27 protein-coding genes are annotated in these 26,902 nt (G+C 69.8%); 17 read left to right on the top strand and 10 right to left on the bottom strand.

Features of this window, described 5'->3' with window-relative positions; all coding sequences use genetic code 11:
* Positions 1 to 90: 90 nt before the first annotated feature.
* The 5 genes from ACZ4D5_RS09200 to ACZ4D5_RS09180 all read left to right on the top strand — a co-directional run bounded on the left by ACZ4D5_RS09200 (position 91) and on the right by ACZ4D5_RS09180 (position 4,035).
* Positions 91 to 642 (top strand): DinB family protein, encoded by a 552-nt coding sequence (locus tag ACZ4D5_RS09200; protein ID WP_467771723.1) that lies wholly within the window; start codon positions 91 to 93, stop codon positions 640 to 642.
* A 31-nt stretch (positions 643 to 673) separates the two neighbouring features.
* The gene (locus ACZ4D5_RS09195; protein ID WP_467771722.1) at positions 674 to 1,315 is read left to right on the top strand and encodes a PadR family transcriptional regulator; all 642 of its coding nucleotides are present in this window, start codon (positions 674 to 676) and stop codon (positions 1,313 to 1,315) included.
* Positions 1,316 to 1,439: 124 nt separating this feature from the next.
* Complete coding sequence (locus tag ACZ4D5_RS09190) at positions 1,440 to 2,402, top strand: ATP-binding cassette domain-containing protein (protein WP_467771721.1); 963 nt, start codon at positions 1,440 to 1,442, stop codon at positions 2,400 to 2,402.
* An 8-nt stretch (positions 2,403 to 2,410) separates the two neighbouring features.
* Positions 2,411 to 3,190: an ABC transporter permease gene (locus ACZ4D5_RS09185; protein ID WP_467772255.1), complete on the top strand. Its 780-nt coding sequence runs from the start codon at positions 2,411 to 2,413 to the stop codon at positions 3,188 to 3,190.
* An 86-nt stretch (positions 3,191 to 3,276) separates the two neighbouring features.
* Positions 3,277 to 4,035 carry a MerR family transcriptional regulator gene (locus tag ACZ4D5_RS09180; protein WP_467771720.1) on the top strand — a complete coding sequence of 253 codons (759 nt, stop codon included), beginning with the start codon at positions 3,277 to 3,279 and terminating at the stop codon, positions 4,033 to 4,035.
* A gap of 90 nt (positions 4,036 to 4,125) precedes the next feature.
* Here ACZ4D5_RS09180 and ACZ4D5_RS09175 read toward each other — a convergent pair whose 3' ends face one another.
* Positions 4,126 to 4,494 (bottom strand): YbjQ family protein, encoded by a 369-nt coding sequence (locus ACZ4D5_RS09175; protein ID WP_467771719.1) that lies wholly within the window; start codon positions 4,492 to 4,494, stop codon positions 4,126 to 4,128.
* Positions 4,495 to 4,656: 162 nt separating this feature from the next.
* Here ACZ4D5_RS09175 and ACZ4D5_RS09170 point away from each other — a divergent pair, with 162 nt between their 5' ends.
* The gene (locus ACZ4D5_RS09170; protein WP_467771718.1) at positions 4,657 to 5,346 is read left to right on the top strand and encodes a DedA family protein; all 690 of its coding nucleotides are present in this window, start codon (positions 4,657 to 4,659) and stop codon (positions 5,344 to 5,346) included.
* Positions 5,347 to 5,399: 53 nt separating this feature from the next.
* Here the strand turns inward: ACZ4D5_RS09170 and ACZ4D5_RS09165 are convergent, their stop codons facing one another.
* Complete coding sequence (locus tag ACZ4D5_RS09165) at positions 5,400 to 7,073, bottom strand: threonine/serine exporter family protein (protein ID WP_467771717.1); 1,674 nt, start codon at positions 7,071 to 7,073, stop codon at positions 5,400 to 5,402.
* A gap of 118 nt (positions 7,074 to 7,191) precedes the next feature.
* Positions 7,192 to 7,683: an inorganic diphosphatase gene (locus ACZ4D5_RS09160; protein WP_055701044.1), complete on the bottom strand. Its 492-nt coding sequence runs from the start codon at positions 7,681 to 7,683 to the stop codon at positions 7,192 to 7,194.
* Between the two features lie 85 nt (positions 7,684 to 7,768).
* Here ACZ4D5_RS09160 and dacB point away from each other — a divergent pair, with 85 nt between their 5' ends.
* The 7 genes from dacB to ACZ4D5_RS09125 all read left to right on the top strand — a co-directional run bounded on the left by dacB (position 7,769) and on the right by ACZ4D5_RS09125 (position 16,509).
* Positions 7,769 to 9,295: a D-alanyl-D-alanine carboxypeptidase/D-alanyl-D-alanine endopeptidase gene (gene dacB, locus ACZ4D5_RS09155; RefSeq protein ID WP_467771716.1), complete on the top strand. Its 1,527-nt coding sequence runs from the start codon at positions 7,769 to 7,771 to the stop codon at positions 9,293 to 9,295.
* 220 nt (positions 9,296 to 9,515) lie between these two features.
* Entirely contained in the window at positions 9,516 to 10,637 is a 1,122-nt protein-coding gene (locus tag ACZ4D5_RS09150) for a zinc-dependent metalloprotease (protein ID WP_467771715.1), read from the top strand.
* A gap of 238 nt (positions 10,638 to 10,875) precedes the next feature.
* Positions 10,876 to 11,913, top strand: a complete 1,038-nt coding sequence (tilS, locus tag ACZ4D5_RS09145) for a tRNA lysidine(34) synthetase TilS (protein WP_467771714.1) — start codon at positions 10,876 to 10,878, stop codon at positions 11,911 to 11,913.
* 54 nt (positions 11,914 to 11,967) lie between these two features.
* Positions 11,968 to 12,528 carry a hypoxanthine phosphoribosyltransferase gene (gene hpt, locus ACZ4D5_RS09140; RefSeq protein ID WP_055565725.1) on the top strand — a complete coding sequence of 187 codons (561 nt, stop codon included), beginning with the start codon at positions 11,968 to 11,970 and terminating at the stop codon, positions 12,526 to 12,528.
* A 184-nt stretch (positions 12,529 to 12,712) separates the two neighbouring features.
* Positions 12,713 to 14,734 carry an ATP-dependent zinc metalloprotease FtsH gene (gene ftsH / locus ACZ4D5_RS09135; protein WP_467771713.1) on the top strand — a complete coding sequence of 674 codons (2,022 nt, stop codon included), beginning with the start codon at positions 12,713 to 12,715 and terminating at the stop codon, positions 14,732 to 14,734.
* A gap of 110 nt (positions 14,735 to 14,844) precedes the next feature.
* Positions 14,845 to 15,450 carry a GTP cyclohydrolase I FolE gene (gene folE / locus ACZ4D5_RS09130; protein ID WP_467771712.1) on the top strand — a complete coding sequence of 202 codons (606 nt, stop codon included), beginning with the start codon at positions 14,845 to 14,847 and terminating at the stop codon, positions 15,448 to 15,450.
* A gap of 69 nt (positions 15,451 to 15,519) precedes the next feature.
* Positions 15,520 to 16,509, top strand: coding sequence for a hypothetical protein (locus ACZ4D5_RS09125; protein WP_467771711.1), 990 nt, complete (start codon positions 15,520 to 15,522; stop codon positions 16,507 to 16,509).
* 21 nt (positions 16,510 to 16,530) lie between these two features.
* Here the strand turns inward: ACZ4D5_RS09125 and ACZ4D5_RS09120 are convergent, their stop codons facing one another.
* From ACZ4D5_RS09120 to ACZ4D5_RS09095, 6 genes are all read right to left on the bottom strand, one after another.
* Entirely contained in the window at positions 16,531 to 17,016 is a 486-nt protein-coding gene (locus ACZ4D5_RS09120; protein WP_467771710.1) for a DUF3180 domain-containing protein, read from the bottom strand.
* 47 nt (positions 17,017 to 17,063) lie between these two features.
* Positions 17,064 to 17,675, bottom strand: a complete 612-nt coding sequence (folK, locus tag ACZ4D5_RS09115) for a 2-amino-4-hydroxy-6-hydroxymethyldihydropteridine diphosphokinase (protein WP_467771709.1) — start codon at positions 17,673 to 17,675, stop codon at positions 17,064 to 17,066.
* A complete protein-coding gene (gene folB / locus ACZ4D5_RS09110) occupies positions 17,672 to 18,031 on the bottom strand; it encodes a dihydroneopterin aldolase (protein WP_362330215.1) in 360 nt (119 codons plus the stop codon). The genes folK and folB overlap by 4 nt, the downstream gene beginning before the upstream one ends.
* A 224-nt stretch (positions 18,032 to 18,255) precedes the next feature.
* Positions 18,256 to 18,762: a nuclear transport factor 2 family protein gene (locus ACZ4D5_RS09105; protein WP_467771708.1), complete on the bottom strand. Its 507-nt coding sequence runs from the start codon at positions 18,760 to 18,762 to the stop codon at positions 18,256 to 18,258.
* Positions 18,759 to 19,631, bottom strand: a complete 873-nt coding sequence (gene folP / locus ACZ4D5_RS09100) for a dihydropteroate synthase (protein WP_467771707.1) — start codon at positions 19,629 to 19,631, stop codon at positions 18,759 to 18,761. Before folP ends, ACZ4D5_RS09105 begins: the two co-directional genes overlap by 4 nt.
* 30 nt (positions 19,632 to 19,661) lie before the next feature.
* Entirely contained in the window at positions 19,662 to 21,479 is a 1,818-nt protein-coding gene (locus ACZ4D5_RS09095) for a phosphatidylglycerol lysyltransferase domain-containing protein (RefSeq protein WP_467771706.1), read from the bottom strand.
* Positions 21,480 to 21,785: 306 nt separating this feature from the next.
* Here ACZ4D5_RS09095 and ACZ4D5_RS09090 point away from each other — a divergent pair, with 306 nt between their 5' ends.
* The gene (locus tag ACZ4D5_RS09090) at positions 21,786 to 22,907 is read left to right on the top strand and encodes an alpha/beta hydrolase (RefSeq protein ID WP_467771705.1); all 1,122 of its coding nucleotides are present in this window, start codon (positions 21,786 to 21,788) and stop codon (positions 22,905 to 22,907) included.
* 28 nt (positions 22,908 to 22,935) lie between these two features.
* Here ACZ4D5_RS09090 and ACZ4D5_RS09085 read toward each other — a convergent pair whose 3' ends face one another.
* The gene (locus ACZ4D5_RS09085; protein WP_467771704.1) at positions 22,936 to 24,093 is read right to left on the bottom strand and encodes an ABC transporter ATP-binding protein; all 1,158 of its coding nucleotides are present in this window, start codon (positions 24,091 to 24,093) and stop codon (positions 22,936 to 22,938) included.
* Positions 24,094 to 24,251: 158 nt separating this feature from the next.
* Here ACZ4D5_RS09085 and ACZ4D5_RS09080 point away from each other — a divergent pair, with 158 nt between their 5' ends.
* The 3 genes from ACZ4D5_RS09080 to ACZ4D5_RS09070 are packed head-to-tail and all read left to right on the top strand — an operon-like array spanning position 24,252 to position 26,650.
* Entirely contained in the window at positions 24,252 to 24,980 is a 729-nt protein-coding gene (locus ACZ4D5_RS09080; RefSeq protein ID WP_467771703.1) for an ABC transporter permease, read from the top strand.
* Positions 24,977 to 25,648, top strand: coding sequence for an ABC transporter permease (locus ACZ4D5_RS09075; protein ID WP_467771702.1), 672 nt, complete (start codon positions 24,977 to 24,979; stop codon positions 25,646 to 25,648). Before ACZ4D5_RS09080 ends, ACZ4D5_RS09075 begins: the two co-directional genes overlap by 4 nt.
* A 30-nt stretch (positions 25,649 to 25,678) precedes the next feature.
* A complete protein-coding gene (locus tag ACZ4D5_RS09070) occupies positions 25,679 to 26,650 on the top strand; it encodes an ABC transporter substrate-binding protein (RefSeq protein ID WP_467771701.1) in 972 nt (323 codons plus the stop codon).
* Positions 26,651 to 26,902 lie beyond the last annotated feature (252 nt).

The raw sequence follows: 26,902 nt of genomic DNA, 5'->3' as shown, positions 1-26,902 counted from the left end.
GGACAGAACCTGACCGCAAGGGCCCGTAGCTTGTGGGTGTCGGCGGGAGGACCCGGCGGACATCGACTTCCTTGGGGAAAGGCGGACACCATGGTCACGCACGTGAACGCGGAAGCCCGTGGCGACGAGCGAGGCGCCCTCATCGCCTTCGTGGAGGCCCAGCGCGGCGGCATCCGCCGCGCGGTCATCGGCCTGAGCGACGAGCAGGCGAAGGCCCGCCCCAGCGCCAGCGAGCTGACCCTCGGCGGCCTGGTGAAGCACGTCGCCGAGACGGAGCTGAACTGGCTGCGCATGGCCCAGCGGAAGCCCAACGAGAGGGCCCGCACCGAGGAGACCTGGGCGGACGGGTTCCGCCTCGTGGAGGGCGAGACCCTCGCCGAAACGCTCGCCTTCTGGGACCGGGTGGCGCGCGAAACCGAGGAGTTCATCCAAGCGGTGCCGAGCCTCGACGACACCTTCCCGCTGCCCGAGGCGCCGTGGTTCCCCAAGGACGGCGCGGTGTCGATGCGGTGGCTGATGCTGCACCTGGTCGAGGAGATCGGGCGGCACGCGGGCCACGCCGACATCATCCGCGAGTCCCTGGACGGGAAGACCGCCTTCGAGCTGGTGGCGCTGGAGCGGGGATACCCTAGTCAAAGTTGATGACCAGGGGGGCGAGGGAAGGACGCGCTACATGTCGGCGATCCGGCTGCTGGTTCTGGGGGCCGTGCGCCAGCACGGCCGCGCCCACGGCTATCAGGTCCGCAACGACCTGGAGTTCTGGGGCGCCCACGAGTGGTCCAACGCCAAGCCGGGCTCGATCTACCACGCGTTGAAGCAGCTGGCCAAGCAGGGCATGCTGCACGCCCACGAGATCGCCCCGTCCACGGCCGGCGGACCGCCCCGCACGGAGTACGAGCTCACGGAGCAGGGCACGGAGGAGTACCTCACCCTGCTCCGCGAGGCGCTGACCACGTACGACCAGCGGCCCGACATCCTCACGGCGGGGCTCGGCTTCATGGTGGACCTGCCGCGCGAGGAGGTCGTGGGCCTCCTCAAGGAGCGGGCGCGGCGCATGGAGGAGTGGCGGGCCTCCGTCACCGAGTACTACATCCCCGAGGACGGCCCCGAACAGCTGGGCCACATCGGCGAGATCATGAACTACTGGGTGCACACGGCCGACACGGGCGCGGAGTGGACCAAGAGCCTCGCGGCCCGCGTCGAGGGCGGCGCGTACACCTTCTCCGGCGAGGGGGACCCCTTCGTGGGCGTGCTCGCAGAGGACCAGGAGAACCCGTTCTCGACGGGGGAGCGGCACGCGGAGGACGACCGCTGAGCCGGTCCCGAAGGGCCGCCGCTCCGGCCCCGGAGGGTCGCTAATCAAGTTTGACGAATGACTTCGGCTCGGCTACCTTCGCCCATCTAGTCAAGTTTGACTAAATGATCAGCGAGGGAGCCGGATGACGGACGCGATCATCGTCGAGGGTGCGCACAAGGCGTACAAGGAGAAGAAGGCGCTGGACGGGCTCGACCTGAGGGTCGGCCGCGGCACGGTGCACGGCGTGCTCGGACCCAACGGCGCGGGCAAGACCACGGCGGTACGGATGCTCGCGACCCTGCTGCGCGCCGACGAGGGGTACGTGGAGGTCGCGGGCCACGACGTGCGCCGCAGCCCCGACGAGGTCCGCAGGCGCATCGGTCTGCTGGGCCAGCACGCAGCCGTGGACGAGGAGTTGAGCGGCCGGCAGAACCTGGACATGTTCGGGCGGCTGCACCATCTGGGCGCCCGCCACGCGCGCGTGCGGGCCGACGAGCTCCTGGAGCGCTTCGGCCTCGCGGACACGGGCCGCAAGGCGGTCAAGCGGTACAGCGGCGGCATGCGGCGCCGCCTGGACCTCGCGGCCTCGCTCATCAGGGACCCCGAGGTGCTGTTCCTGGACGAGCCCACCACGGGCCTGGACCCGCGGGGCCGCGCGGAGGTGTGGGAGTCCGTGCGCTCGCTGGTCGGCGGCGGCACCACCGTGCTCCTGACCACGCAGTACCTGGAGGAGGCCGACCAACTGGCCGACCGCATCTCGGTGATCGACGGCGGCCGCGTCATCGCGGACGGCACGGCGGACGACCTCAAGGCGAAGCTGGGCGGCGACCGGATCGACGTGGTGGTGCGTGATGCCGCCCAACTCGCGCGCGCGGCCGAGCTGTTGCCGTACGGCGCCACGGTGGACGCCGACCGCCGCATGGCCTCCGCGCCCGTGACGGACCGCATGGAGGCCCTCACGGGCGTCGTACGGGCCCTTCAGGACGCCGGCATCGACGCCGAGGACGTGGCGCTGCGCAGGCCCACGCTGGACGAGGTTTTCCTGAGCCTGACGGGACGCGCGGACGCGGCCGCACCCCGCGAACGTACGAAGGAGGGCGTGTGAGTACGTCGATGAGCTGGGCCGTGACGGACTCCTGGACCATGACCCGGCGCGAACTGGCCCACTGGGCGCGCCAGCCGGTGCAGGTGGTCGTCGGGCTCGCCTTCCCGGTGATGCTGCTGCTGATGTTCAACTACCTGATCGGCGGCGGCAAGGGCATCGAGGGGGATTACGCCGCGTTCCTGGTGCCCGGCATGTTCGCGCTGACCATGGCCTTCGGTCTGGACGCGACGATGGTCGCGGTCACGCAGGACCTGAACAAGGGCGTGATCGACCGGTTCCGCTCGATGCCGATGACCAACGGTGCCGTCCTGGTGGGGCGTTCGGTCGCGGACATGCTGCAGTCCTTCGCCGCGCTGATGGTCATGATCGGGGTCGGGCTCGTCATCGGCTGGCGCTGGCACGGCTCGTTCGGCGCGGCGCTCGGGGCGGTCGGGCTGCTCCTGCTGCTGCGCTTCGCGATGCTGTGGATCGGCATCCACCTGGCGATGGTGGTGGGCCGTCCCGAGCTGGTGACGGCCGTGCAGATCCTGGTCTGGCCGGTCGGCTTCTTCTCGAACGCCTTCACGGTGCCGCAGAACATGCCGGCCTGGCTGGGCGCCGCCGTCGAGTGGAACCCGATGTCGGCGACGGCCACCGCGGTGCGCGACCTGTTCGGCAACGACCCAGGGGTGGCGAACACCTCCTGGGCGGCGGAACACGCGGGGTTCCTCGCCGTGCTGTGGCCCGTGGCGCTGGTGGCGGTGTTCCTGCCGTTGGCGGTGCGCAGGTTCGGGGCGCTCAGCAGGTAGCGACGGCGGCCTCCGGCGCGGGCTTGCACCTCACGCAACGTGAGGACGCAGGCTGGGTCGCGTACGACGAAGAGAGGGCGGAAACCATGAGCTACTCGGTGGGACAGGTCGCCGGATTCGCCGGAGTGACGGTGCGCACGCTGCACCACTACGACGAGATCGGCCTGCTCGTGCCCAGCGAGCGCAGCCACGCGGGTCACCGGCGCTACAGCGAGCCCGACCTGGACCGGCTGCAGCAGGTCCTGTTCTACCGGGAGCTCGGCTTCCCCCTCGACGAGGTGTCGGCTCTTCTGGACGACCCGGATGCGGACCCGCGAGCGCACCTGCGCCGCCAGCACGAGCTGCTGACCGCCCGGATCGAGAAGCTGCAGAAGATGGCCGCCGCCGTCGAGACCGCCATGGAGGCGAGAAAGATGGGCATCAACCTCACGCCCGAGGAGAAGTTCGAGGTCTTCGGCGACCAGGACCCCGAGCAGTACGCGGAGGAGGTCCAGGAGCGCTGGGGCGACACCGAGGCGTACCGCGAGTCGCAGCGCAAGTCGGCCTCCTACACGAAGGACGACTGGAAGCGGATCAACGACGAGTTCTCCGCGATCCACGCCCACATGGGCGACCTGCTCGTCCAGGGGGTCGCGGCCGACTCCGAGGAGGCGATGGACGGCGCCGAGGAGCACCGCCTGTTCATCTGCCGGAACCACTACGAGTGCGCGCACGAACTGCACACCTGCCTCGGCGAGATGTACGTCTCCGACGAGCGGTTCACGGCCTTCTACGAGGCCATCCGGCCGGGGCTCGCGGTGTTCATGAGGGACGCGATCGTGGCGAACGCGGCGCGGAACGCGTAGGCGGGGTGCCGCCCCGCGACGGGACGGGGCGGCGGGCCACGCGCGAGGCCCGCCGCGCGTCCCCCGGCGGCCCTGGCGGGCCCGGCCCCGCTAGGGCTGCTGCTCGATCACCGCTGCCGTCCCGTACGCGCAGACCTCCGCCGCCCCGTCCATCGCCTCCGTCACGTCGAAGCGGAACATCAGGACGGCGTTGGCGCCACGCGCGCGTGCCTGCTCGATGAGGCGCTCCATGGCCTGGTTCCTGGTCTCCACGAGCGTCTTGGTCAGCCCCTTCAGCTCGCCGCCGATCATGGACTTCAGGCCCGCGCCGATCTGGCTGCCGAGGTGGCGGGAGCGAACGGTCAGGCCGAAGACCTCACCGATGACCCGGGTCACACGGAACCCGGGCACATCATTGGTGGTCACGACGAGGACGTCGGACCGAGGGTTGAGGCCACCGCCGAAATCTTCGATACCCATGACTCACAGCTTTGTCCTGGTTGGCCGGGAGTGCACCCTGGGAAGTGCGCGGTGCTCCTCGCGGGCGGGAAGGTGGAACCTGCCCGGGGTACCTCGCGTTGATAACTTTGGGCGGCTGCACCCGCCGCCGCACCGCCCCCTCACCCTCAGGAGCCCGGAACCGTGACGACGCTTGCGCTCGGACCAAGCTGGCTGGATCCGGATTACCTGCTCAACCAGTTCGGTCTCTGGGGCCTGCTGGTGATCGTCTTCGCCGAGTCGGGCCTGCTCATCGGCTTCTTCCTGCCCGGCGACTCGCTGCTGTTCACCACGGGCCTGCTGATCACCACGAACAAGCTGGACACCCCGCTGTGGCTGGCCTGCGTGCTGATCTGCCTCGCCGCGATCCTCGGCGACCAGGCGGGCTACCTCTTCGGCAAGAAGGTCGGCCCCGCGCTCTTCAACCGCCCGGACTCCAAGCTCTTCAAGCAGGAGAACGTGGTCAAGGCGCACGACTTCTTCGAGAAGTACGGCCCGAAGTCCCTGGTCCTCGCCCGCTTCGTGCCGATCGTGCGCACCTTCACGCCGATCATCGCCGGCGTCTCCGGCATGCGGTACCGCTCGTTCATCACGTTCAACATCATCGGCGGCATCCTGTGGGGCGCGGGCGTCACGCTGCTCGGCGCCTGGCTGGGCAACATCGACTTCGTCCACAAGAACATCGAGGCGATCCTCATCCTGATCGTCCTCATCTCGGTGGTCCCGATCGCCATCGAGTTCCTGCGGGCGCGCGGCAAGTCCAAGAAGGCCGCGGCCGAGGGCGGCGCCCCGGGCACGCCTCCGGCCCAGCGCGGCCGCCACGCGAAGCGGTAGTCGCTTCCCTTTCGGGCGGTCGTTCTCGTATTCGGGCAGTCGTTCCCGTACGTCTAGAAGCCGCGCGTCCGCTTGGCCGCGCGGCGGTTCGCCGCCGAGGTCGCGCCGGGCACCTTCAGGATCAGCCGGGAGACCTCGCTCCCCAGGTTCACGCCGATCGCGATGGCCAGAGCCGTCGCCACGGCCTTGGTGAGCGAGTTGATGCCCGTGTTCAGGTCGTTCTGCGCCAGCGCGAGCAGACCGAAGTACGTCGCGCTACCGGGCAGCAGCGGCCCGATCGCCGCTGTCACGTACGGCAGTGAGGACGCGAACCGGTAGCGCGAGAAGAGCTGCCCGAAGAGCCCCACGAGACCGGCCGCGACGGCCGTCGCGGCCACGGGCGACAGCCCCAGCGGCGTGTGCGCCAGCGCGCCGAACATCACCCAGGCGATGCCGCCGTTGAGGGTCACGATCAGGACGGTGTGACGTTCCTGCTGGAGCAGGATCGCGAAGGCCAGGCTCAGCGCCATCGACGCCAGGATCTGGATCACGGGACGCGTCGAGGAGACGCCGAACTTCGTCTCCGGCGTCAGGTTCGTGGCGTCCAGCATCACGCCCAGCGACAGCACGAGCAGCACGCCGCAGACGATGCCCACGATGAGGTACATGACCTCCAGAAGGCGCGCGGCCGCGGTGATGTAGTAGCCGGTCAGGCCGTCCTGCACGCCCGCCACCAGGGCCCGCCCCGGGATCAGCGCGAAGAGCCCACCGGTGATGACCGCGGAGGCCATCGACGCCTCGGTGTGGATGAAGCTGAGCGCCACGCCCATCAGGGCGGGCGGCATCGCGGCCCCCACGAACTGGTAGAACTCCGGCAGCCCGCGCCCCGCGCACAGCCACGCGAGCCGGTCGCCGAGCATCGCGCCGAAAGCGGCCACCACGAAGACGAGCGCTCCACCGCCGACCAGCACGGACGCGGCGCCCGCGAGCAGCCCGCTGGCGGCCGTGAGCGCCCAGCCGGGGTAGGGGTGGCGGTTGCGTCGGATGCCCGCGAGACGGCGGTAGGCCTCCTCCAGGGAGACGTCGATCTCCGGGTCGCTGATGTCGTCCACCAGGTGGAAGACGGCCGCGAGCCGCGTGTAGTCCGTGCCCCGGCGGCGCACCGTCCTGGAGGCCGTGACGGGGTCGTCCACCAGCGAGGGCTGGTGCGAGATCGACAGGAGCGTGAACGTCACGTTCGGCTCGCAGCGGTCCAGGCCGTACGAGCGGCAGACGGCGAACATGGCCGCCTCGACGTCCTCGGCGCCCTCACCGCCCGCGAGCAGCAGCTCCCCGATACGCAGCGTCAGGTCGAGCACGCGCGGCACGGCGGGCCCGGACTCGTCCTCCTGCTTCTGCGCGGCCTCGGGCGCGGGCCGCTCGGCGACCGGCATGCGCAGCATCGTGCGCATCTGGTCCTGCCAGGGCACGTCCTTGGTGAGCCGCACCAGAGGGATGCCCTGGGCGGGCGTGAAGGCCTGCGGGGCGTTGCGCGCGCTGTAGGTGTGGGGGGTGGTGAACGCCGACTTCTCGGTCTCCTGGGTCGTCGACGACGGCGTCGCGAGACCCGTGGGGATGGCGAACTCGGACGTCGTCGACGACTCGTCCTCCGGCGCCGGTGGCTGCGTGGCCACCCCGCTGGGCTGCGCGAACGCACTGCGTGCCTCGTCCGACTGCGGCTTGCGGTCCTCGGCCTCCTGCTCGGCCACTGATGCCCTCACTTCTCATACGACGCCTACGCACCCTCCGTATGGCCAGTATGGGCACAGATACACGAACGGGCCGCGTGACCCCCATGGGTCACGCGGCCCGCCCGGGACGAGTGGCTCAGTGGCCGCCCTCGTCCTTGAAGCGCTTGTACGAACGCTCGATCTCGGCCTCGGCGTCCGCGCGGCCGACCCAGTCGGCGCCCTCGACGGACTTGCCGGGCTCCAGGTCCTTGTAGACCTCGAAGAAGTGCTGGATCTCCAGGCGGTCGAACTCGGAGACGTGGTGGATGTCGCGCAGGTGCTCCACGCGCGGGTCGGAGGCCGGGACGCAGAGCAGCTTGTCGTCGCCGCCCGCCTCGTCGGTCATCCGGAACATGCCGATCGCGCGGCACTTGATGAGGCAGCCGGGGAAGGTCGGCTCGTCCAGGATGACCAGGGCGTCCAGCGGGTCACCGTCCTCGCCGAGGGTGTTCTCGACGAAGCCGTAGTCCGCGGGGTAGCTGGTCGACGTGAAGAGGCGACGGTCCAGACGGATCCGGCCGGTCTCGTGGTCCACCTCGTACTTGTTCCGCGAACCCTTCGGAATCTCGATGGTGACGTCGAACTCCACGGGTGGCTCCTCCATGATCAGCACATACTTCGGGTGATTAAGTGTCCCTCACGCAGATGTGTGATCGCGAAAGGGGCTGGTCGTCGTGCCGGAGCTCAAGCCTTGGCAGCGGCCTCGACAGCTGGTGAGACAGCTGTCCAAGCCTTCTGCCGCCAAGCTTCTCGGGGTATCCGCGAAGCTCGGGACCTGGCAACTCACGACGGGTGCCGCCACCCTCGGCCTGCTTGTCGCGGCCGGGGCGGTGGCCGCGGCCGGCCCTTGGGACTCCTCCGGCCAGCGTACGGCCGAGCGGGAGTGGGCCGCTTCTCAGGAGGCCGAGGGTGGCGCAGATCACGGAGGGCGCACGCCGGGCGGCGTGCCCGACTCCGCCCCGAGCGCCCCTTCTGTGCTCGCGGGACTCGGCGCGCCCGCGGGGACGGCGCCCGCGCCCACCGACAGCGCCCTCGCCGACGTGCTCGACCCGCTCCTGAAGGACCCGGCGCTCGGCCCGGAGCGCTCGGCCGTCGTCCTGGACGCGGTGACCGGGAAGCGGCTCTACGGCAAGGGCGCTGGCGACGCGCTGACCCCCGCGTCGACGATCAAGATCGCCACGGCGGTCGCGGCGCTGTCCGCGGCGGGCCCCGACCACCGGATCGCCACGAAGACGGTCATCGAGCCCGACTCCAAGGACGTCGTCCTGGTCGGCGGCGGCGACCCCACGCTCACCGCCCGCAAGGAGGGCAGGTACGTCGACACCGCCGCGAGCCTGCGCACCCTGGCCGAGGAGACGGCCCGCGCCCTGAAGGCCCGTGACGTGGACGAGGTGACGCTCTCGTACGACACCTCGCTGTACTCGGGGCCCGAGCGGCACCCCATCGGGCGCAACGAGAACCTCACCCTGGTGAGCGCCCTGATGGCCGACGAGGGCCGCCTCGACGACTCCTCCAGCGGGACCGCGGACCGCACGGACGACCCGGCGGGCGACGCGGCGAGGAAGTTCGCGGGCTTCCTGAAGGACCACGGCGTCAAGACCAAGGCCGACCCGGGCCCCTCCAAGGCCTCGGAGCGCGCCGAGTCCCTCGCGAAGGTCGAGTCGCCGCCGCTCTCGGCCCTGGTCGAGCGGATGCTGACGCACAGCGACAACGACATCGCCGAGGCCCTGGCCCGCCAGACGGCCGTCGCGGCGAAGGAACCGGCCAGCTTCGAAGGCGCCGACAGAGCGGTCCGCGCCCGCCTGGAGAAGCTCGAACTCCCGCTCACCGGAGCGAAGTTCGCCGACGGCAGCGGCCTGGACCGCGCCGACCGGATCTCCACCGAGCTCCTCGCGGCCCTCCTGGACCGCGCCGCCGACCCGGCCCACCCCGAACTGCGCTCCGTGGTGACGGGCCTGCCCGTCGCGGGCTTCACCGGCACACTCGTCGACCGCTACCCCAAGGACTCCCCGGGCACCGGCGTCGTACGCGCCAAGACCGGCACCTTGTCAGGCGTGAACACACTGGCCGGCACGGTGGTGGACGCGGACGGCCGCCTCCTGGTCTTCGCCTTCATGACCACAGGCACGACGGACCCCGAAGCGGCCCAGGCGGCCCTGGACCGCATGGCCTCGACGGTGGCGAACTGCGGCTGCCGCTGAGGTGCGCGCCTCCGCCGCGCGGGCGCGGCGCGCACCAGGGGCGCGGGGCTGTGCCTCGAAGGGGCGCGGGGAACTGCGCGATCAACCACATCCGGCCCGCAGACGAATCGAGACCCGTCCCGCCCCACCCGCACTGCCCGGCCCCTAGGGGCAACGCTCCCGGGCAATGTCAGGGGTGCAAGCCCCTCCGCCGGAGGGAGCGACCACGTACCGTTGACGCATGACGAGCATCGGTGGTGCGGAGATGGTCGACTGGAATCTCGCGGTGGCGACCGCGACCCGGCTCGTGCGGCCGGGCCCAGAGGTGAGCCGGGACGAGGCACGGGCCGTCGTCGCCGAGCTCCGCCGGCACGCCAAGTCCTCGGAGGGACACGTCCGTTCCTTCACCCGGATGGGCACGGAGGAGACCCACGACACCCCCGTCCTCGTGGTCGACAGGGCCGGCTGGGTCCGGGCCAACGTGGCGGGCTTCAGGGAGATCCTCAAGCCCCTCCTGGACAAGATGCAGGACCGCAGGGGCAGCGGCCCCGGCGGCGCCGTCCTCGGCGCGGTCGGCGGCAAGGTCACCGGCGTGGAGCTGGGCATGCTGCTCTCCTTCCTCGCCTCCCGCGTCCTCGGGCAGTACGAGACCTTCGCCCCGGCCACCCGCGACCTCCCCGCGGGGGCGAACGGCGGCGGCAGACTCCTCCTCGTCGCGCCGAACATCGTGCACGTGGAGCGCGAACTGGACGTGGACCCCCACGACTTCAGGCTCTGGGTCTGCCTCCACGAGGAGACCCACCGCACCCAGTTCACCGCCGTGCCCTGGCTGCGCGACCACCTCGAAGGCGAGATCCAGTCGTTCCTCGGCGAGACCGAGGTCGACCCGATGACCGTCCTGGAGCGCGTCAGGGAGGCCGCCCAGTCGCTCGCGGGAGGCCGCCCCGAGGGCGAGGAGAACGACGGCGGACGCTCCCTCGTCGAGATCGTGCAGACCCCCGCCCAGCGCGAGATCCTCGCCCGCCTGACAGCCGTGATGTCCCTCCTGGAAGGCCACGCGGACTTCGTGATGGACGGCGTGGGCCCGGACGTGGTGCCCTCCGTGAGCGAGATCCGCGAGAAGTTCAAGGAGCGCAGGGCCCGCGGCGCGAGCCGCCTGGACCAGGCGCTGCGCAAGCTCCTGGGGCTCGACGCGAAATTGCGCCAATATCGCGACGGCGAGCGCTTCGTGCGCGCGGTCGTGGACGAGGTCGGCATGGACGGCTTCAACCGCGTCTGGACTTCCCCGAACACGCTGCCCACGAAGGCGGAGATCGCCAAACCGGCGGAATGGGTCGCGAGGGTGCACCGTAAGGGAGACTGAGGGACCGGATGCGGCCGATGGCAGGAGAACGCCCCCGCAATCACCCGTCCGAGGGACCGTAGGCGATGGGTAGGCGTGCAATGCTCGGGGAACGGCTCGGCTCTGTCACCATCGACACACTCTGAGTGACTGAAACTCGGGACTCCGAGGCCTGGCGAAGGCCAGGCCCGGTCTCCGGAGTGGGTCCTGAGTGATTGGTCCGAGGCTCACCCCCCGAACTTCATGAAGGGAACCGGACATGGGTCCCCATCCTGCGGTCGCGGCGATACGCCTGGCGGTCCGCCGCGTACTCCACGACGTACTGACCGACGTACAGCGCAGCTCCGAGAACGACCCCTCACACCCCCCGCACGAGCAGGCCCCGCCGCCGCTCGTGCTCGTCGCATGCTCCGGTGGCGCCGACTCCATGGCGCTCGCCTCCGCCCTCGCCTTCGAGGCACCCAAACTTGGTGTCCGCGCCGGCGGCATCACCGTCGACCACGGCCTGCAGCCCGGCTCGGACCTGCGCGCCGCCGAGGTCGTCGTGCGCCTCACGGCCCTCGGCCTGGCACCGGTCGAGTCCGTGGCCGTGGACGTGGGTCGTGACGGGGGCCCCGAGGCCGCCGCCCGCGACGCCCGCTACGCCGCCCTGGATGCCGCCGCCGAACGGCATTCAGCGGCCGCGGTCCTGCTCGGCCACACCCGCGACGACCAGGCCGAGACCGTCCTGCTCGGCCTCGCCCGCGGCTCCGGGATCCGCTCCCTCTCCGGAATGGCCGCGACCTCGGGGGTCGCGGGCCGTTACCGCCGTCCCTTCCTGCACATCGACCGGCAGACCGCCCGCAAGGCCTGCATGGTCCAGTCGCTGTCCGTCTGGGACGACCCGCACAACACCGACCCGGCGTACACCCGCTCCCGGCTGCGCCACGAGGGCCTGCCCGCCCTGGAGAAGGCGCTCGGCAAGGGCGTCGTCGAGGCCCTCGCCCGGACGGCCCAGCTGTCCCGTGACGACGCCGACGCCCTCGACGCGTGGGCCGCCCAGGCCGAGGCGACCGTGCGCGACGCCACGGGCCTCCTGGAGTGCGCCAAGCTCTACGCCCTGCCGCCCGCCGTGCGCCGCCGCATCGTGCGCAGGGCCGCCATCGACGCCGGGGCGCCCGCCGGTTCCCTGTTCGCCCGGCACATCGAAGAGGTCGACCGTCTGATCACCGGCTGGCGCGGCCAGGGAGCCATCAATCTCCCGGGCAAAGTCGTGGCCCAGCGGCAGGGTGGCAGACTGGTGATCCGGCAAGGCTGACGAGAGACCCGTGTTCGTTGCGGGCCCAGTCGGCCGGTGGGACGACCGAAAGTGATGCGGGTGGACGCGAAAGACATGGGCACCGACCTCAAGTCGGTGCTCATCACCAAGGAAGAGATCGACGCGAAGCTGGCCGAGCTGGCCGCGAAGGTCGACGCGGAGTACGCGGGCAAGGACCTGCTGATCGTCGGTGTCCTCAAGGGCGCCGTGATGGTCATGGCGGACCTGGCGCGTGCGCTGTCCACCCCTGTCACGATGGACTGGATGGCCGTGTCCTCGTACGGCGCGGGCACCCAGTCCTCCGGCGTCGTACGGATCCTCAAGGACCTGGACACCGACATCAAGGGCAAGCACGTCCTGATCGTCGAGGACATCATCGACTCCGGTCTGACGCTGTCCTGGCTGCTCTCCAACCTCGGCTCGCGCGAGCCCGCCTCCCTCGAGGTGTGCACGCTGCTGCGCAAGCCGGAGGCGGCGAAGGTCGCGATCGACGTGAAGTGGATCGGCTTCGACATCCCCAACGAGTTCGTCGTCGGCTACGGCCTCGACTTCGCGGAGAAGTACCGCAACCTCCCGTTCGTCGGAACGCTCGCTCCGCACGTCTACGGAGGCTGACGCTCCGTAAGACCGTGCACGGCGCCGGGGAACCCTCACCCGTTTCCCCGCGTTGGAGCATGCGAAGGCGGGATTGCCAGCCGTCCCGTGCGGCTTCGGGTCACAATGCTGGGGTACCGTCCGAAGAACAGTCTTTATCAAACTCACTATGGCAGGAGGGACGGGGCGTCATCGCTCCGTATGGATGGACGTGAAGCGATACTTCCGTGGGCCAGTCATGTGGATCGTGCTGGCCGTCCTTGCCGTGGTCGTGTTGATGCAGGTCGTCGGCTCGTCCGGTGGCTACAAGACGGTGGACACCGGTCAGGTCGTCCAGGCGATCGACAAGAACCAGGTGGAGTCCGCCAAGCTCACCACCGGTGACGAGCAGACCATCAAGGTCGAGCTCAAGGACGGTCAGAAGGTCAAGGGCAGCAGCAAGATCCAGGCGAGCTACATCGGCGACCAGGGCGTCGACCTCGCCAAGTCTCTGCAGGCCAAGTACGAGAGCAAGGACATTCCGGACGGTTACACCGTCTCCCCGTCGAAGCAGAACCCCTTCGTCGGCATCCTGCTCTCCCTTCTCCCCTTCGTCCTCATCGTCGTCGTCTTCCTGTTCCTGATGAACCAGATGCAGGGCGGCGGCTCCCGGGTCATGAACTTCGGGAAGTCCAAGGCCAAGCTCATCACCAAGGACACCCCGAAGACGACCTTCGCCGATGTGGCGGGTTCGGACGAGGCCGTCGAGGAGCTCCACGAGATCAAGGAGTTCCTCCAGGAGCCGGCGAAGTTCCAGGCCGTCGGCGCCAAGATCCCCAAGGGCGTACTGCTGTACGGCCCGCCCGGTACGGGCAAGACGCTCCTCGCGCGCGCCGTCGCCGGTGAGGCAGGGGTCCCGTTCTACTCGATCTCCGGTTCCGACTTCGTCGAGATGTTCGTCGGTGTCGGTGCCTCCCGTGTGCGTGACCTCTTCGAGCAGGCCAAGGCGAACGCCCCGGCGATCGTCTTCGTCGACGAGATCGACGCGGTGGGTCGCCACCGCGGTGCCGGTCTCGGCGGTGGTCACGACGAGCGCGAGCAGACGCTGAACCAGCTCCTCGTCGAGATGGACGGCTTCGACGTGAAGGGCGGCGTCATCCTGATCGCCGCCACGAACCGGCCCGACATCCTCGACCCGGCGCTGCTGCGCCCCGGCCGCTTCGACCGGCAGATCGCCGTCGACCGCCCGGACATGCAGGGCCGTCTGGAGATCCTCAAGGTTCACCAGAAGGGCAAGCCGGTCGCCCCGGACGTCGACCTCTCGGCGGTCGCCCGCCGTACGCCGGGCTTCACCGGCGCGGACCTGAGCAACGTCCTCAACGAGGCCGCGCTGCTCACCGCCCGCAGCGACAAGAAGCTGATCGACAATCTGATGCTCGACGAGGCGATCGACCGCGTCGTGGCGGGCCCGCAGAAGCGGACCCGGATCATGTCCGACAAGGAAAAGAAGATCACCGCGTACCACGAGGGCGGGCACGCCCTGGTCGCGGCGGCCTCGCCGAACTCGGACCCGGTCCACAAGATCACGATCCTGTCCCGCGGCCGGGCCCTGGGCTACACCATGGTCCTGCCCGAAGAGGACAAGTACTCCACCACGCGCAACGAAATGCTCGACCAGCTGGCATACATGCTGGGCGGGCGCGCGGCCGAGGAGCTCGTCTTCCACGACCCGACCACGGGCGCGGCGAACGACATCGAGAAGGCCACGGCCACCGCTCGCGCGATGGTCACGCAGTACGGCATGACCGAGCGTCTCGGCGCGATCAAGTTCGGCGGCGACAACACCGAGCCGTTCCTCGGGCGCGAGATGGCGCACCAGCGGGACTACTCGGAAGAGGTCGCCGCGCTGGTCGACGAAGAGGTCAAGAAGCTCATCGAGACCGCGCACAACGAAGCGTGGGAGATCCTCGTCGAGAACCGCGACATCCTCGACAACCTGGTTCTCCAGCTCCTCGAGAAGGAGACCCTCGGCAAGGAGCAGATCGCCGAGATCTTCGCCGGAATCGTGAAGCGCCCGGCCCGCCCGGCGTGGACCGGCTCCTCGCGGCGTACGCCCTCGACCCGCCCGCCGGTGCTCTCCCCCAAGGAGCTGTCGCTGACGAACGGTGCGAACGGCGCCACCCCCGCGGTCACCGCGGGCACGGAGCAGCCCCTCGAGGTGGCCCCGGAGGACCGCCCCGAGAGCTGACCCCGTCCGCCTCGTCAGGCCCGGAATGGATGCCGCGTCCCCCAGGTTCTAGCCTGGGGGACGCGGCATTTTCGTACGCCCGCGCGAGACGCACAGGAACGAGGCAAGAGATGACCGACCCGGTGACGCTGGACGGCGAGGGCTCGATCGGCGAGTTCGACGAGAAGCGTGCCGAGAACGCCGTGCGTGAGCTGCTGATCGCCGTGGGGGAGGACCCGGACCGGGAAGGCCTCCTGGAGACCCCGGCACGCGTCGCACGGGCGTACCGGGAGATATTCGCGGGCCTGTGGCAGAAGCCCGAGGACGTCCTGACGACGACGTTCGACCTGGGGCACGACGAGATGGTCCTGGTGAAGGACATCGAGGTCACATCGTGCTGCGAACATCACCTGGTCCCGTTCAGGGGCGTTGCTCACGTCGGGTACATCCCGTCCACCAGCGGCAAGATCACCGGGCTGTCCAAGCTCGCTCGGCTCGTGGACGTCTACGCCCGCCGTCCACAGGTGCAGGAGCGGATGACGACGCAGATCGCGGACTCGCTGATGGAAATCTTGGAACCGAGGGGAGTCATCGTCGTCGTGGAGTGCGAGCACATGTGCATGTCCATGCGCGGCATCCGCAAGCCCGGTGCCAAGACGATCACCTCGGCGGTCCGCGGCCAGCTGCGGGACCCCGCGACGCGCAATGAGGCGATGAGTCTGATCATGGCGCGATAGCACCATTGTCAGTGGTGCTCTATACGGTCCCGGATCAGTGGAGTTGACCGCTGATCAAAGGGGATCGCGATGGGGTACGGGCTGCCCAGCAACCAGACGGTCAACGCTGTGGGCGGGCGTAGGCGCGCACGAGACGTTCAGGTGGGCCACAGGCTCTGGACGCTGGATGGCGAGCGCACGGTTCAGACGGCTGTCACAGATGTGGCAACGGCCAAGACGCGCGAAGTCGTGGACGTCGTGACCGACAGTGTGACGCTGACGGTGGCGGCGGACCAGATGCTGGGAACACCCGACGGATGGGTTCACGCGCGAGACGCTGCAGGGACGGTGGTCGCGTGGACCCCCGCGCGCAAGCTGTGCCGACTTCGCCCGGCGATTCGGGCGGGTTACGACTGGGGGTATCTGATCGGTGCGACGTGCTCGGACGGCACCGTCGGAACCAACTACGTCTCATTGGTGGTGAACGACGAGTGGTTCGCCGAGCGATACGCACGGTGCCTGACCACCGCCACTGGCTTGAGTGCTGAGCTTGAACCTGTCACACGCCCCTCTGGCTACCTGAGGCGCCAGGTGTCCGGCTACCGGGTCCGCGTGGTCTCGTCCTACCTGGCGGACTTGATGAGGCAGTACGTGGGCGGCGACGCCCATCACATGCGGCAGAGATTCCCGCGGGTGGTGCTCCATAGCGAGCAGACCTTTCAGGGCTTCCTGGACGGTTACATGGACGGCGACGGGTTTCGCATCAAGCGGTGGCCCGCTCGGGCGCTTGTCAGCGCGAATGTGCCCTTTCTCAGGGAACTCGCCCACGTCGTCGGCGCCAGGTTCACGGCTCGAACCGATGGTCGGGCGTCGAAGCTCATCGTGGCCGACAGCTGGCCCCTCCGAGGCACGTTCACGCCTGAGAGGCACCCGATCGAGCTGCGGGAGTCTTCCTGGGCCCAGATCCAAGAAGTACGTCGGCGCACTGGCGGAGACAAGCCGTTCACCCTCTATGCGTTCCGGCTCGACCCGCAGCCCAGTTTCCTGGTGAACGGTCACCTGGTCCGGCAGCAGTGGTGACGCCTGGAGGCGACGGTGGCCCTATGCCGCCGAGGCCGCCCCGCCGCTCTCGTCGTCGTCCTCAGGGAGCCTGCAGACGCGTTCCATGAAGAAGGCGGCCGCTATCACCGCGATGCCCATCAGGACCGAGAGGCCGGCGTAGATCGCCTGGTCGCGGCGGGCGGGGACGTCGAGGAACTCCAGGAGGAACGCGCCCGTGCCGCCGTACATCCCGGCGACGAGGGCCGCCACGAGGGCGCTGGCCTGGCCGAACACGACGGCGCGGGCCGCCATCATCGGCTCGACGCCCTTCGCGCCGGGGCGGCGCTCGCGCTGGGCGCGCAGGCGCGAGCGCAGCGAGAGCGCCGTCGAGAGCAGGACGACGGCGATGACCGCGAGCACGATCGGGGCGGCCAGCGGAACCCGCGGCAGCGTGCCGACGGAGTCCCACAGCCGGGCGCCCGACCAGGACAGCACTCCGGCCGCGAGGAAAAGGCCGACCAGCGTCCTGATGCGCAGTTGCTTCACGGGTGACCCTTCATCGGCTTGCTTTCCTCGACCGCCTTCTCCAACGACTACTCCGGCAGCCGGAGTTCCAGGTCCGCGCGGGGAGCGACGCCGTCACGGGTGACCGCGTCGAGCAGCTGCGCCACCGGGCCGCGACCGGTCAGCTGGGCCTCGGGCTCGACGTCGTGCCAGGGGGCGAGGACGAAGGCACGCTCGTGCGCGCGCGGGTGGGGCAGGGTGAGCGCCGGGTCGTCGGAGACCACGTCGGCGTACGCCACGATGTCCACGTCGATCGTGCGCGGGCCCCAGCGCTCGTCGCGGACGCGGTGGAAGGCCTCCTCGACCGCCTGCGCGCGCTCCAGGAGCGAGGAGGGCGGGAGGGTCGTCTTCACCACGACGACCGCGTTGAAGTACGAGGGCTGGGAGCCGGGGGCCACGCCCCACGGCTCCGTCTCGTACACCGGAGAGACGGCCTTGACCCGCAGGCCGGGGGTGTCCTCCAGGGCGTCGATGGCGCCCTGCAGCGTCTCCAGGCGGTTGCCGAGATTGCTGCCGAGGGAGATCACGGCGCGCTTGGGGTTGGACAGGGTCGTGTCCGCGGCATCCACCTGTTCGACCACGGAGGTGGGCACCGGCTGGACGGTCGGGTCGCTCTGACCCGCTTTGAAGGGCGCAGTCATACTCGGCTCCGGGTGATGGTGACGGTCACATCGTCGAAGGGGACGGTGATCGGGGCGTCCGGCTTGTGCACGCACACCTCGACCTCCAGGACTCCGTCGTGCTTCAGACACGTCTGGGCGATGCGCTCGGCGAGCGTCTCGATCAGGTCGACGGGCTCGCCCTCGACGACGCCCACGACCTCCTCGGCCACGATCCCGTAGTGCACGGTCTTCGCCAGGTCGTCGTCGGCCGCGGCCGCTCGCGTGTCCAGACCAAGCACCAGGTCCACGATGAAGGTCTGGCCCTCTTCGCGCTCCCGCGGATAGACACCGTGGTGCCCGCGGGCCTTGAGGCCGCGCAGCGCGACACGATCCACGCGAATCACTCCTGCAATCGTCGGTATCGGCAGGCCTGCACCGAGTGCGGTCGGCACACCAGCCTCAATCGAATCTACCTGCGAGCACTGACAGCGCTCGCCCGCGGGGCCTGTCGACCACCGCGGCGCACGCCGGTCGAACCGCGTTCGCGCTGCGGCTCCTGGCTGGTAGCCGCCCATACCCGGCGGCCCGTGATCCCAACCACTTCCCAGGGCCTACCCACTCAGGAGGGTGTCCCGTCGCCCTCGTCGTCGTCGGTTTCGGCAAGCACGGGTGACGCGTGGTGCGACCACAGCTTCCATCCCTCGGATGTGCGGCGGAACACATTCGTGGCGACCACGAGCTGGCCCACGAGCGGGCCCAGCTCGCCGCCGCCCTCGGGGGGCGGGCCGCCGCTGAGGATGTTCTCGGTGCACGTCACGAGGGCCGTGTCGCCGGCCACGCCGACCTTCAGGTCGGTCAGGAAGAACTGGATGTACTCCGTATTGGCCATGATCAGTGCGTACGACCTGAGGACCTCGCCGCGGCCGGTGAGGACCGGCCAGCCGGGGTGGACGCAGGAGATCGCGTCGCCCGTGGCGTCCTCGCCCTCGCCCTCGTTGTCGGCGGCGGTGTCCTCGGAGTCCATCCACAGATCGGACACCTGGTCGAAGTCACCGCGTTCCAGTGCTTCGTAGAAGGCGGTGTTGGCGAGCTCGACCTGCTCGACGTCGGTCCTGGCCTCGGTCACCGGTGGCCGCCCGCGGCGTCCGTCACGGCCTGGGCGACACGGACCGCGTCGGCCGTCGCCCGCACCTCGTGCACGCGGACCGCCCAGGCGCCCTGGTGGGCGGCGATGGCGGAGACGGCGGCGGTGGCGGCGTCGCGCTCGCGGGCGGGCGGCGGGGCGCCCTCGGGTCCCGCGAGGACCCGGCCGAGGAACCGCTTGCGGGAGGCTGCGACCAGGATCGGGTGGCCGAGCTCGCGCAGCCGGTCGAGGCGGGCGAGGAGCGCCAGGTCGTGCTCGGCCTCCTTGGAGAAGCCGAGGCCGGGGTCGACGACGATGCGCTCGGGGGCGATGCCGCCCTCGATGGCGGCCTGCACGCGTGCGTGGAGCTCGTCGACGACTTCGGAGACCACGTCCTCGTAGTGCGGCTTGACGTGGATGTCGGTGAGGAAGCCGCGCCAGTGCATGACCACGAAGGGCGCGCCCGCGGCGGCGACCGCCGGGACCATGCGGGGGTCGGCGAGGCCGCCGCTGACGTCGTTGACGAGGACGGCGCCGGCCGCCAGGGCCTGCTCGGCGACGGTGGCGCGCATGGTGTCCACGGAGACCGTGGCGCCCTCGGCGGCCAGGCCCCGCACGACGGGGATGACGCGCTTGAGTTCCTCGTCCTCGTCCACGCGCGGGGCGCCGGGCCGGGTCGACTCGCCGCCGACGTCGACGAGGTCGGCGCCCTGGGCGACCAGGTCGAGGCCGTGCTTGACGGCGGCCGTCGTGTCGAACCAGCGGCCGCCGTCGGAGAAGGAGTCCGGCGTCACGTTCACGACGCCCATGACCGCACAGCGGTCCCACTCCGGCAGCCCCTGGACCGATCCCCGCCCGCGCAACGTACTCATGCCTCCAGCGTAGGCCTGAAAGAGGCGCTGTTACGCCGCCTGGACCTCGCGCTCGGCCGGCTGGTGCGGGCAGGGACGGCGCTGGGGGGCGCCCTTGCGCAGGAAGCGCGGCAGCGCCAGCGTGACGAAGCCCTCGGCCTGCATGGCGGCGAAGCCGATGCGGGGCAGGTCCTTGCTGGAGCGGTAGACGACGAAGCGGGGCTCCCAGCGGGGGCGGAACTTCGCGTTGAACTTGTACAGGGACTCGATCTGGAACCAGCGGGACAGGAAGACGAGCAGGCCGCGCCAGGCGCGCAGGACCGGGCCCGCGCCGATCTTCTCGCCGCGGGCGAGGGCCGCGCGGAACATCGCGAAGTTGAGGGACACGCGCGCGATGCCGAGCTTCGGGGCGGCCTGCAGGGCGGCGACGATGAGCAGCTCGTTCATGCCGGGGTCGGCCGAGCGGTCGCGGCGCATGAGGTCCAGGGAGACGCCGTCCTTGCCCCACGGGACGAAGTGCAGGACGGCCTTCAGGTCTCCGTAGGCACCCGGCTCCTCGTCGGCCTTGTGGGCGGTGGCGATCAGACAGTCGCCGTCGTTCGGGTCGCCGATGCGGCCGAGCGCCATGGAGAAGCCGCGCTCGGTGTCGGTGCCGCGCCAGTCGTCCGCGGCGCGCTGGATCCTGGCGAGCTCCTGCTCACCGAGGTCACGGATGCGCCGCACGCGCGTCTCGTAGCCATTGCGCTCGATCCGCTTGACCATCTGGCGTACGTTGCGCATCGCACGCCCGGACAGGGAGAAATCCGCGACGTCCACCACCGCCTCGTCGCCCAGTTCGAGGGCGTCGAGGCCGGTCTCGCGGGTCCAGACCTCGCCGCCCGTCTCGGAGCAGCCCATGACGGCGGGCGTCCAGGAGTGGAGCTTGGCCTCGTCCATGAAGCGCTCGATCGCGCCGGGCCAGGCCTCGACGTCGCCGATCGGGTCACCGCTGGCGAGCATCACTCCGGAGACGACGCGGTAGGTGACGGCGGCCTTGCCACTGGGGGAGAAGACGACGCCCTTGTCGCGGCGGAGCGCGAAGTGGCCGAGCGAGTCGCGGCCGCCGTGCTTGTCGAGCAGCGCGCGCAGCTTGGTCTCGTCGTCCTCGGTGAGGCGCGCGGCGGGGTGCTCGGGGCGGAAGGCCAGGTAAATGGTGGTGAGGGCGGTCAGCATGCCGAGGGCGCCCAGGGAGAAACCGACCGTCCAGGATGTGCGTCCGTAGTAGTCGACGGGCCCTTCGAAGCCGAAGAGTCCGTACAGGACGTGCTGCAGGCGCTCCGTGATGCTCGGGTCCCCGATGACCTTCCCGGGGTGGACGCTGACGATCACCAGGCCCAGGACGATCGAACCGGCTCCGAGGAGGACGAAGTTGGCCAGCGCACGCCAGCGGCTGCGCGGATCGGGCAGCGCGGTGAACTCACTCCGATGGCGCAACAGGAGCGCCAGAAGCGCGAGGGAGATCACGACGCCGATGATCGAGTGCCGGTACGCGAACTGCGCCACGGCACCCGCGGGCAGCAGCACCACGGCGGCCCGCCAGGCCCGCCGCTTGTGGCGGCGCAGGCCGTGCGCGAGCAGGAGCAGCAGGATGCCCGAGCTGAGCGCGAGGGCGGCCGCGAAGGGGCCGAGCGCGCCCGGCAGGACCTCGGCGATGGCGTGCATGCGGCTGTGCCGGAAGCGGGGGAACACGCCTGCCGCTACGTTCAGCAGGCCGACGAGGGTGCAGGCTCTGGCGACGAGGGTCGGTACGGTCTCGGGGCGCGGCCCGCGCAGCACCCGGCGGATCCTGCCACCGTGGCGGTCCTCACTGTCCGGAACCCCACCCGACATTTCCCCATCTATCCTGACAGACATCGCATCCCGTAGTTCTGCGAGAGAGCTTTAATCCGGTGCCAAAGCGGCATCCGGCACCATTGCGCCCTCTAGGACGGTCCTTCAGGGGTGCGGGTTCATTCCCGACCGGAAACGGCTGGAAAAGCTCAGCCAAGGCCGCCGGCCCCAGGCCGGCGAGGCTCCGGTCCGGGCCGGGTCACGCCGCGGCGAACCCCGGCGAAGACAGAGCCGCGGCGACCCCCGGCCACGACAGAAGCCGCGGCAACCCCCGGCAAAGGTAGAAAGCGCAGGCAGGAAAACCCCATGGGACTCACGAGCAACAAGGTCCTCGCCCTTGCGGTCTTGCTGGCCGTACTGCTCTTCGTCGGCACCATCTGGCTCTGGCCGCGGCTCGCCCGACGCAGCTGGAAGGCGATCACGGGCCGCATAGGGCTGCTCATCGCCACCCAGATAGCGATCTTCGCCTCGGTGGGTCTCGCCACCAACCAGGCCTTCGGCTTCTACGCCACGTGGGCCGACCTCTTCGGCCAGGAGACCGCCCCCGGAGTGGTGGTGGACCACGATCCGGCCAAAGGAGCATCAGGGCCCGTCAAGGTCGTCGACACCCAGACCGTGAACGTGCCCGGCGGCGGCAGGCCCGCCACCGGCGGCCAGATCCAGAAGATCGAGGTCGGCGGAAAGGAGTCGAAAATAGGCAGCCCCGCCTACGTCTACCTGCCGCCCGAGTACTTCCAGCCGCAGTACAAGAACCGCAAGTTCCCCGCGTCCGTGGTGCTCACCGGCTACCCGGGCACCGCGGAGGCGCTCATCAAGGGCCTGCACTACCCGCAGACCGCCCACCGGCAGGCCGCCGAGGGCAAGATGCAGCCGATGATCCTGATCATGATGCGGCCCACCGTGGCGCCGCCGCGCGACACCGAGTGCGTGGACATCCCCGGCGGCCCGCAGACCGAGACCTTCTTCGCCAAGGACCTGCCGGGCGCGATATCGCAGCACTACAGGGTGGGCACCAAGGCCGAGAACTGGGGCATCATCGGCGACTCCACGGGCGGCTACTGCGCCCTGAAGCTCGCTATGCACCACCCCGACAAGTACGGCGCGGGAGCGGGCCTTTCCGCGTACTACAAGGCGCCGATCGACGTCACCACCGGTGATCTCTTCCACGGCGACAAGGAGTTGGAGCGCCGCGCCGACCTGATGTGGTACCTCGACCACATGCCGGCGCCCAAGACGTCCCTCCTGGTGACCAGCAGCAAGCAGGGCGAGGACAACTACCACGACACCTTGAAGTTCATCGACAAGGTGAAGTCGCCCACGCGCGTCTCGTCCATCACGCTCGACAGCGGTGGGCACAACTTCAATACCTGGCGCAGGGAGATCCCCGCCACGCTGCAGTGGATCAGCGGGCGGCTGAGCGACAACTGAGCACTGCTCGGCGGCGGGCCGATGGCGCTCAGGGCGCGCCGATGGCCGTGACCGTCTCCAACTCGACCTCTTCGCGCGTGATGTCGCGCGCGTCCGCCGCCGTGGAGCGGCGCAGCGCCTCGTGCAGCCGGGCCGGGGTCAGCACGCCAAGGAAGCGGCCCTCGCTGTCCTTGTCGATGACCGCGATCCAGCCCGCGTCGTGCTGCAGCATCGTCGCGAACGCCTGCTTGAGGCTCGCGCCGACCGGCAGCCACGCCTCCATGCGGCGGGCGTGCTCGCGGACCGTTCCGCTGCCCACGCGCGCGTGCTCGGCGGAGATCCAGCCGTGCAGGTTGTTGTCGCCGTCCAGGACGACGGCCCAGCGGGCGTCGAGCTCCTTGGGCAACGGGTCGTCGAGGTGCACCACGGGGGGCTGTTCCAGGTCGCCCTCCTCGATCGGGGTCACCGACAGACGCTTCAGGCCGCGGTCCGCGCCGACGAAGTCGGCCACGTAGGCGGTCGCGGGGGCGCCGAGGACCGTCGAGGGGGTGTCGAACTGCTCGATGCGGCCGTGGCCGTAGACGGCGATGCGGTCGCCGAGGCGGACCGCCTCCTCGATGTCGTGCGTGACGAAGAGCACGGTCTTGCGCACCGCCTGCTGGAGGCGGAGGAACTCGTTCTGCAGGTGCTCGCGCACCACGGGATCGACCGCGCCGAACGGCTCGTCCATCAGGAGCACCGGCGGATCGGCCGCGAGGGCGCGGGCCACGCCGACGCGCTGGCGCTGGCCGCCGGAGAGCTGTTCGGGATAGCGGTCGCCGAAGACGGCGGGGTCGAGGCCGACCAGGTCGAGGAGTTCGGCGGCGCGCTCGCGGGCCTTGCCGCGCTTGACGCCGAGGAGATGCGGGACGGTCGCCGTGTTCTCGATCACTGTTTTGTGCGGGAAGAGGCCGACCTGCTGGATGACATAGCCGATACGGCGCCGGAGTTGGACCGGATCGATTCCGGATATGTCGTCGCCGTCGACGAATATCCGCCCCTCGCTGGGCTCGATGAGCCGGTTCACCATTTTCATCGTCGTCGTCTTGCCGCAGCCCGACGGGCCGACGAGCGTGACCAGTTCACCCTCGGCGACCTCGAAGGACAGATCGTCGACGGCTGTGGTGCCGTCCGCGTAGCGCTTGGTGACGTGCTCGAACCGGATCATGGTTCCCCATTGTGGAGGGCGGTGGCGGGCTTTGCGTGAAGGCCATGTTGCGGCAATACAACGAGTCTCGGCGATTGTCAGTGCCTCGCGTTAGGGTCGCCAGACACGGGGGGACGTGTGTGCGGCATACGTCCGGGGATTCGGGGGAGGTGGGGCGCGTGGCCGAGCAGAACTGTCTGGTGACGAACGACTGGATCTGCGGGGAATATCTCCGCACCCGCAGCCAGGAGTTGATCGACGCGACCCTTCAGCACGTCGGGATCACGGTCGCCGCCGTGGCGATAGGCGTCGCGGTGTCCCTGCCGCTCGCGCTGCTCGCGCGGCGCCTGCGCTTCCTCGCGGGACCGATCCTCGGCGTGACGACCGTGCTCTACTCGGTCCCCTCGCTGGCGATGTTCTCGCTGCTCCTGCCCTTCTTCGGGCTCTCGGTCTCGCTGGTCGTCACCGGCCTCGTGCTGTACTCCCTCACGGTCCTCGTGCGGAACATCCTGGCCGGCCTCCAGGCCGTCCCCGAGGAGGCCAGAGACGCCGCCAAGGGGATGGGGTACGGCCCGTTGAGACTCCTGTGGGAGGTGGAGCTGCCGCTCGCGCTGCCCGCGTTGCTGGCCGGCGTCCGCATCACCACGGTCTCCACGGTCGCGCTGACCACCGTCGGCGCCATCGTGGACTACGGAGGTCTTGGAACCCTCATCCTCGACGGCCTCGACACGACCTTCCGGGCCCAGGTGCTCACCGCGTCGCTCCTGTGCGTACTCCTCGCCGTCGTCGCCGACCTGCTGCTCCTGGGCCTCCAGCGGTGGTTGACCCCCTGGACGAGAGTCCATCGGATACGGACGAACCGTGCGTCGCGCAAGGCGGCCGTGGCCAAGGTGGCTGAACCTGCATGAACGCGATCACCGGTGCGTACGACTGGCTGACCACGGGCGCCAACTGGCAGGGCGAGAAGGGGGTGTGGCACCGCCTCGCCGAGCACCTGTACTTCAGCGGGGTCTGTCTCGCCGTCGCCTGCGTGATCGCACTGCCCCTCGCGCTCTACCTCGGCCACATCGGCAAGGGCGGCGCGCTCGCGGTCAACATCTCCAACGTCGGCCGGGCGGTGCCCACCCTGGCCCTGCTGATCCTGCTCACGCTCACCCCGCTCGGCGAGCGGGGTGACGCGCCGACGCTGATCGCCCTGGTGCTGTTCGCGGTGCCGCCGCTGCTGACCAACGCCTACCTCGGCATGCGCGAGGTGGACAGGGCGGTGGTGGAGGCCGCGCGCGGGATGGGCATGAGCGGCGGCCAGTTGTTCGCGCGGGTCGAGCTGCCGCTCGCGTACCCGCTGATCATGACGGGTGTCCGGTCCGCCGGCGTGCAGGTCGTCGCGACGGCCACGCTCGCCGCGATGGCGGGCGAGGGCGGCCTCGGCCGGATCATCACGGCCGGGTTCAACCTGCAGAACACGCCCCAAGTGGTCGCGGGCGCCGTCCTCGTGGCGCTGCTCGCGCTGCTCGTGGAGGGCGTGCTCGTGGTGGCGGGGCGGGTCTTCGACCCGATGCGGCGCCGTGAGATCTGATTCCTTCCTTTCGAAATGGTGGTTCACCGAATGAACAGCACAACGCGTCGCGCGCGACGGATGGCAGGGGCGGCCGCGGTCGTCGTGGCGCTGACCGCGGGGCTCGCCGCGTGCGGCGGGGACAGCCTGGAGGACGACGGCAAGGGGTCGGACAAGGCGGGCGGCGGCAAGAAGGGCTCGCTCGTGGTGGGTTCCGCCCGGTTCACCGAGCAGAAGGTTCTCGCCGAGCTCTATGCGGGTGTCCTGGAGGGCGCCGGTTATGACGCGCAGGTCAAGACCGTGCAGAACCGCGAGATCTACAAGCCGGAGCTGAAGAAGGGCACGATCGACATCGCGCCCGAATACGCGGCGACGCTCGCGGAATTCCTCAACCTGGAGAAGAACGGCCCCAAGGCGGAGCCCGTCGCCTCCAGTGATCTCGACACCACGGTGAGTGCCCTGGAGAAGCTCGCGAAGCCGCAGGGCCTGAAGGTGCTTCCGGCCGGCAAGGCGGTCGACCAGAACGCGTTCGCGGTCTCCAAGGAATACGCCGATGAGCACAAGCTCAAGACGCTCTCGGATCTCGGCAAGTCCGGCGAGAAGGTCAGGATCGCGGCGGGCGACGAATGCGAGACGCGGCCCTTCTGCGCACCGGGTCTGAAGAAGAAGTACGGCATCGACGTCGCCGGAATCGACCCCAAGGGCGTCGGCACCACGCAGTCCAAGCAGGCCGTCAAGAACGGCACGGACCAGTTGGTGCTGACGACGACGACCGACGCGACGCTGAAGAACTTCGACCTCGTGATCCTGGAGGACGACAAGAAGCTGCAGAACGCGGACAACATCCTTCCGGTGGTGAACGCCGAGGAGGCGGGCGACAAGGAGATAGCCGCCGCGCTCGGGAAGCTGACGAAGACGCTCACGACGGAAGACCTCATCGAACTCAACCGGAAGGTCGACGAGGAGCGTCAGAAGGAAGCCGATGTCGCCAAGGAGTATCTGGAGTCGAAGGGCCTGATCTGATCCGCCGGCCTCCCCGGAGTGAGTTGATCTTGAAATCGCCGGGAACTCGCTCGGGAAGTTCCCCGGGTGAAGCGGAAGTTGAGCACTGAAGCAAAGCGGGAGAGGGGTGGGGAGTTGTGGCGAGTTACGGTTGTGGCACCTGCTTTTTGGTGGGCGGGGCACCAGACTTCGCCTACGCGCGGTAAGTTTCTGGCCATGCCACGTGGACGTCACCGCCATTCCCCACCCCTGCACAGGCTGCTTCCCCCCTCG

The sequence above is a fragment of the Streptomyces sp. NPDC025651 genome, from assembly GCF_055558735.1.
Note: the sequence above shows the minus strand (reverse complement) of the source record. Positions and strands in the feature narration are given on the sequence as shown.

Excerpts from the sequence above, each read along its gene's own strand:
- ACZ4D5_RS09200 (WP_467771723.1), top strand. The coding sequence starts at position 91 with ATGGTCACGCACGTGAACGCGGAAGCCCGTGGCGACGAGCGAGGCGCC.
- ACZ4D5_RS09195 (WP_467771722.1), top strand. The coding sequence starts at position 674 with ATGTCGGCGATCCGGCTGCTGGTTCTGGGGGCCGTGCGCCAGCACGGC.
- ACZ4D5_RS09190 (WP_467771721.1), top strand. The coding sequence starts at position 1,440 with ATGACGGACGCGATCATCGTCGAGGGTGCGCACAAGGCGTACAAGGAG.
- ACZ4D5_RS09185 (WP_467772255.1), top strand. The coding sequence starts at position 2,411 with ATGAGCTGGGCCGTGACGGACTCCTGGACCATGACCCGGCGCGAACTG.
- ACZ4D5_RS09180 (WP_467771720.1), top strand. The coding sequence starts at position 3,277 with ATGAGCTACTCGGTGGGACAGGTCGCCGGATTCGCCGGAGTGACGGTG.
- ACZ4D5_RS09175 (WP_467771719.1), bottom strand. The coding sequence starts at position 4,494 with ATGGGTATCGAAGATTTCGGCGGTGGCCTCAACCCTCGGTCCGACGTC.
- ACZ4D5_RS09150 (WP_467771715.1), top strand. The coding sequence starts at position 9,516 with ATGACGAGCATCGGTGGTGCGGAGATGGTCGACTGGAATCTCGCGGTG.
- tilS (WP_467771714.1), top strand. The coding sequence starts at position 10,876 with ATGGGTCCCCATCCTGCGGTCGCGGCGATACGCCTGGCGGTCCGCCGC.
- hpt (WP_055565725.1), top strand. The coding sequence starts at position 11,968 with ATGCGGGTGGACGCGAAAGACATGGGCACCGACCTCAAGTCGGTGCTC.
- ftsH (WP_467771713.1), top strand. The coding sequence starts at position 12,713 with ATGGACGTGAAGCGATACTTCCGTGGGCCAGTCATGTGGATCGTGCTG.
- folE (WP_467771712.1), top strand. The coding sequence starts at position 14,845 with ATGACCGACCCGGTGACGCTGGACGGCGAGGGCTCGATCGGCGAGTTC.
- ACZ4D5_RS09125 (WP_467771711.1), top strand. The coding sequence starts at position 15,520 with ATGGGGTACGGGCTGCCCAGCAACCAGACGGTCAACGCTGTGGGCGGG.
- folK (WP_467771709.1), bottom strand. The coding sequence starts at position 17,675 with ATGACTGCGCCCTTCAAAGCGGGTCAGAGCGACCCGACCGTCCAGCCG.
- folP (WP_467771707.1), bottom strand. The coding sequence starts at position 19,631 with ATGAGTACGTTGCGCGGGCGGGGATCGGTCCAGGGGCTGCCGGAGTGG.
- ACZ4D5_RS09095 (WP_467771706.1), bottom strand. The coding sequence starts at position 21,479 with ATGTCGGGTGGGGTTCCGGACAGTGAGGACCGCCACGGTGGCAGGATC.
- ACZ4D5_RS09090 (WP_467771705.1), top strand. The coding sequence starts at position 21,786 with ATGGGACTCACGAGCAACAAGGTCCTCGCCCTTGCGGTCTTGCTGGCC.
- ACZ4D5_RS09085 (WP_467771704.1), bottom strand. The coding sequence starts at position 24,093 with ATGATCCGGTTCGAGCACGTCACCAAGCGCTACGCGGACGGCACCACA.
- ACZ4D5_RS09075 (WP_467771702.1), top strand. The coding sequence starts at position 24,977 with ATGAACGCGATCACCGGTGCGTACGACTGGCTGACCACGGGCGCCAAC.
- ACZ4D5_RS09070 (WP_467771701.1), top strand. The coding sequence starts at position 25,679 with ATGAACAGCACAACGCGTCGCGCGCGACGGATGGCAGGGGCGGCCGCG.